This is a genomic window from Ruminococcus sp. OM04-4AA (assembly GCF_003462585.1).
Taxonomy (GTDB): Bacteria; Bacillota; Clostridia; order Lachnospirales; family Lachnospiraceae; genus Mediterraneibacter; species Mediterraneibacter faecis.
Genome location: NZ_QTZH01000097.1, coordinates 1 through 4,226 on the forward strand (window position 1 = coordinate 1; position 4,226 = coordinate 4,226).

The 4,226-nt window shown below is 33.1% G+C and carries 7 protein-coding genes; all 7 read left to right on the top strand.

Going from position 1 to position 4,226, the window contains the following annotated elements:
- Nucleotides 1-192: 192 nt before the first annotated feature.
- Nucleotides 193-750 (top strand): plasmid recombination protein, encoded by a 558-nt coding sequence (locus DXB52_RS14925; RefSeq protein ID WP_118107951.1) that lies wholly within the window; start codon nt 193-195, stop codon nt 748-750.
- A complete protein-coding gene (locus DXB52_RS14930) occupies nt 743-1,087 on the top strand; it encodes a hypothetical protein (RefSeq protein WP_472520464.1) in 345 nt (114 codons plus the stop codon). Before DXB52_RS14925 ends, DXB52_RS14930 begins: the two co-directional genes overlap by 8 nt.
- 26 nt (nt 1,088-1,113) lie before the next feature.
- Nucleotides 1,114-1,260: a hypothetical protein gene (locus tag DXB52_RS17570; protein WP_270370941.1), complete on the top strand. Its 147-nt coding sequence runs from the start codon at nt 1,114-1,116 to the stop codon at nt 1,258-1,260.
- A gap of 4 nt (nt 1,261-1,264) precedes the next feature.
- On the top strand, nt 1,265-1,633 hold the full coding sequence (locus DXB52_RS14935) for a TnpV protein (protein WP_330677919.1): 369 nt from the start codon (nt 1,265-1,267) through the stop codon (nt 1,631-1,633).
- Nucleotides 1,634-1,735: 102 nt separating this feature from the next.
- Nucleotides 1,736-2,506, top strand: coding sequence for a hypothetical protein (locus tag DXB52_RS14940; RefSeq protein WP_118107954.1), 771 nt, complete (start codon nt 1,736-1,738; stop codon nt 2,504-2,506).
- Nucleotides 2,487-3,533 carry an AIPR family protein gene (locus DXB52_RS14945; protein WP_207661770.1) on the top strand — a complete coding sequence of 349 codons (1,047 nt, stop codon included), beginning with the start codon at nt 2,487-2,489 and terminating at the stop codon, nt 3,531-3,533. The genes DXB52_RS14940 and DXB52_RS14945 overlap by 20 nt, the downstream gene beginning before the upstream one ends.
- 220 nt (nt 3,534-3,753) lie before the next feature.
- Nucleotides 3,754-4,194 (top strand): DUF6414 family protein, encoded by a 441-nt coding sequence (locus DXB52_RS14950; protein WP_118107958.1) that lies wholly within the window; start codon nt 3,754-3,756, stop codon nt 4,192-4,194.
- Nucleotides 4,195-4,226: the final 32 nt, after the last annotated feature.

Consider the following 4,226-nt stretch of genomic DNA (forward strand, 5'->3'; position numbering starts at 1 on the left):
TTACGGATAACATCTGATGAAGGAAGAACCCCTTCTTCTGTTATCTGATTTATAGAAACTTATTAACCAAGTAGTCTTGATTGACTACATCATTATTATACTAGGAGGTTTTAAGATGTTAGCTTACAAAGACAAAACGCAGGGAACCTGACGTCAGAAGGAAATCTGGCTGTAAAGGTACTGGGCGGATATGTGAAAGACTTCCAGAAACGGAATCTGACACTTCGGGTATTTAGCTGCTATCTGCATCAGAACGAAGCTACTCCGCATCTGCATATTGACTTTGTTCCTTATGTGATCAACTGGAAGGGAAAAGGAATGGATACCAGAGTTTCACTGAAACAGGCATTGAAAAGTCTTGGATTTCAAGGTGGAAATAAGCATGATACAGAACTGAATCAGTGGATAAATCATGAGAAGGAAGTGCTGGATGAAATCGCAAAACAGCATGGAATTGAATGGGAACAGAAAGGCACACATGAAGAATATCTGGATGTTTACAATTTCAAGAAAAAAGAACGCAAAAAGGAAGTGCAGGAATTGGAACGGGAAAAAGAAAATCTGACAGTGGAGAATGAAGGATTGACTTCTCAGATTGCAGAAGCAAGGGCAGATATTAAGCTACTGGAAGAAGAAAAAATTCAGTTCCAGAAAGATAAAGAGATAGCGGAAAAACGTGCGGAGAAAGCAGAAACGGAATTGAAAAAAACTGGAGGACAGAAGAGAATTTCTGCAACCAGTGATGGATAATGTCAGTAAGGAAATAAAAGAATATGGAATGATCAAAACATTTCTGTTGGAAGCTACAGCATTTGAACGTGCGGTAACTTACCGGAATAAGAAAATAAAACCATTATTCATTGAAATGAAAAACAAAATCGGTGCGATGGCTGCACAGGTGAAAGAACTCACAAGAGAAAGAGATAGTTGGAAAAGTAAGTTTCAGAAGAAAAAGCAGAAAAAACAAAAAAGGAACTGGCAGAAGTTCAGAAAGATTATCAGAAATTGTCTGGTGAGAAAGAAATACTGCAGGGAATTGCAGACATGTATAACCGACTTTTACGCATGTTGGGGAAAGATATGGTAGAACGACTGGTATAGGACGATATCCGGATGCAGACGGAACTTGAAGCGAAAAAACAGAAAGAGCAGATGCCGAAAAAAATAGGTGATCGCATACCATGGGCGAAAGAACGGAGTGAAGAATACAATGCACAGATAAAAAAGAACAAAGCAAAATACAGAGGAATGGAGTTGTAAGAATATGAAGAAACAGATTTATGATGAAAAGAACGGACTGAGCTACACATTGCATGGAGATTATTATCTACCAGACCTAGAAATCAATGAGGAAGAACCCGCATATGGGAAATATGGAATAATGCGAAAACAGTTTTTGAAGGAGCACAGGAGTGCCAGGTATCAGTATCTGGTACTGACTGGAAAACTGACGGAGCATTTGAATCAGGTCGATAAAGAAGCGAGAGAAAAAGTTGAAATGCTGGTAGAACAGATGGCTGGACAATGGGGGGACAGAAGAACTGAAGAGGCAGGATCAGATGGAATGGGTGAGGAGGATGAATACTATCAAGAATGTTGCGGAAGAAATGGTGTAAAAAAATTATTAAAATAATAGGAAAATATTGAAAATAAAATACGTGCGATCTTGTCAAAATAGCTAATATGAGCCATAATATTGGTATAGATATAGGAAAATACAAAGGAGATAAATGCTATGAGTCAAGATTTTTTCGAATACCATATAGAAACAATGAAGGAGAAATACCCTACTTTTAGGAAGTATCAAAATTATCATATATTTACATTGTTATGTATAAAATACTTTTTTTATAGTGAATCTGGTATTGCTTTTGATCAAGATGTAATCGAGGAATTTTTGACTGATGGTGCTAATGATGGAGGCATAGATGCAATTTTTAATGATCCTACGAGCGAGGGGAATGATCTGATAATTGTTCAGAGTAAATTTTATGAAAATACAGCATTAGGAACAGATAACGTTGCTGGGGAATTATATAAGATTAATGAAACATTAAAAAAACTTCAAAGTAATAAAATATCAGAATTTAATGATAAATTAGTTACAGCTTATAGAAATGCAACTAGCCAAATGGAAGATAATGCGAATATCAGAATTGTATTTTTTACATCATATCAGCCGAAAAATAAAAGAGAACGTAATAAATTAGATAAATCCATGAGAGATTATTTTGGCAAGTACGATTTGGAAATGAATTTTCGATCAGACATAGAAGCACAGATTGAATTGTGCGATAACGGAAAGTTATGTGTAGATTATGATAAAATTACGATTGATGATAAAAATAATTATTTGAAATATGAAGACTCAATAATTGTTAATATTTCTGCGTTATCATTGCAAGAGCTTCAAAATAGAAGAAGAAATGGTTTACTCGGAATGAACTTACGATATTATGTAAGACAAAAGGCTGTTGATACAGGAATTGAAAAAAACTATACATAAAGAACCTGAAAATTTTTGGTATAAAAATAATGGGATTTTAATTATCTGTGATGATTATGAAATTGATGGAAAAGAAATAAAATTATGGAATTTTTCAATCGTGAATGGTGGTCAGACAACAAATCGAATTGGAAAGTTAGATATTGAAAGAGACTTCTATCTCCAATGTAAAGTGGTTAAATCAAAAGGAAATACTACTCAGATGAAGGATAAATTTGCATTGGAGATAGCTGAGGCAACTAATTCACAGAAACCTGTAAAAAAAGCAGATTTAAAAGCTAATACTCCGGAACAAATTAGATTAAAAGAACGACTCAATAGATGTCAAGTGTACTACATTACTAAAAAAGGAGATAAAACACCAAAACAATATTCAGAACCTTATCAAACAGCAACACTTGAACAGGTTGGAAAGTTGGGCTTAGCAGCAGTTTTACAGATGCCTGGATCAGCTCGTAGTAATTCTCAGAGAATGTATAATGATGAGTATTACTATTCTATTTTTGGACAAGATGCAAAAGAGGGTGTAATCGCAGACTTGTTGAAAATGTCGTATTATTATGACAAATTTGTTAAGGTCTACATTAAGGATAAAGGGTATGATGAAAAAACAGTGTTGCCAATGATGAAAAATGGTAGAACTTTTCAGTATGCTTGTGTAACATTTTTATGTAAAATCAATTATGGCGTATTTTCCTATGATACGATTGCGGGAATGCTAAATAATGTAGATGATTTAAAAATTGCAATTAGAAATATGGGAAATATCGAAAAACTTATATCTGTCAAATTACAAGATGAAGAAGAAATTTTTATGGAGATATTTTCTGTTATAGGAGATGAAGTTTTAGGATATTGTTTTGATAGTGCATTATACAAGGCTGAAGAAGAGCAAAGAACTCTTGCACCATCGGATTATTTGAAAAGTGATATAAATTATTATAAAGATGTAATCAAGAGATTATGGAATCGATATAAACAAAACAGCTCATTGCGAGATAATATTGATTTAATTTGTGGAAAATAGAAGATTATTACTTGTAGTTTTGTCACTAGGTTAGAGGAAGAATCTGTAGTTGGAATGATAAGTAGATTAAGTGCGGGTTCTTTTGTCACTAGGTTAGAGGAAGAATCTGTAGTTGGAATGATAAGTAGATTAAGTGCGGGTTCTTTTTGATTACAAAAATGGAAGAACTTTTTTGTTGATTTAATAATGTATGATTAATAAAATACGAAAGAGGAGATATATGAAAAAAATAATTTATTTTGATGAAAATTCTGCAACAGATTATTTAGTGATGAAAAATGGTGGTGCGCTGGTAATAGAAGAGGAGGATAAAGAAAAATATGGAAGTCATGGAGAGATAAAAGCCGGAGCAAAATTAAAGCTATTGTTTAATTCCTTGTTTGTAAAAGGTGATGCCGCAATTGACTCTAATATTGGTGTATATACATCGGGACAAAATTTAATAAAAACAACTATTACCAATACAACATTATCAGATTTTCTGGATATATTGGATGAAAATAGCACAGAGATTATGAAGTTGGAAGATTTTCAAATATATATTATGGAAAACTCAATCGTCTTATTTTCAAACAATAACACCATATTTAGAGATTATGAAGTTGGAAGATTTTCAAATATATATTATGGAAAACTCAATCGTCTTATTTTCAAACAATAACACCATATTTAGGGATGACAGAAGGAAATTTG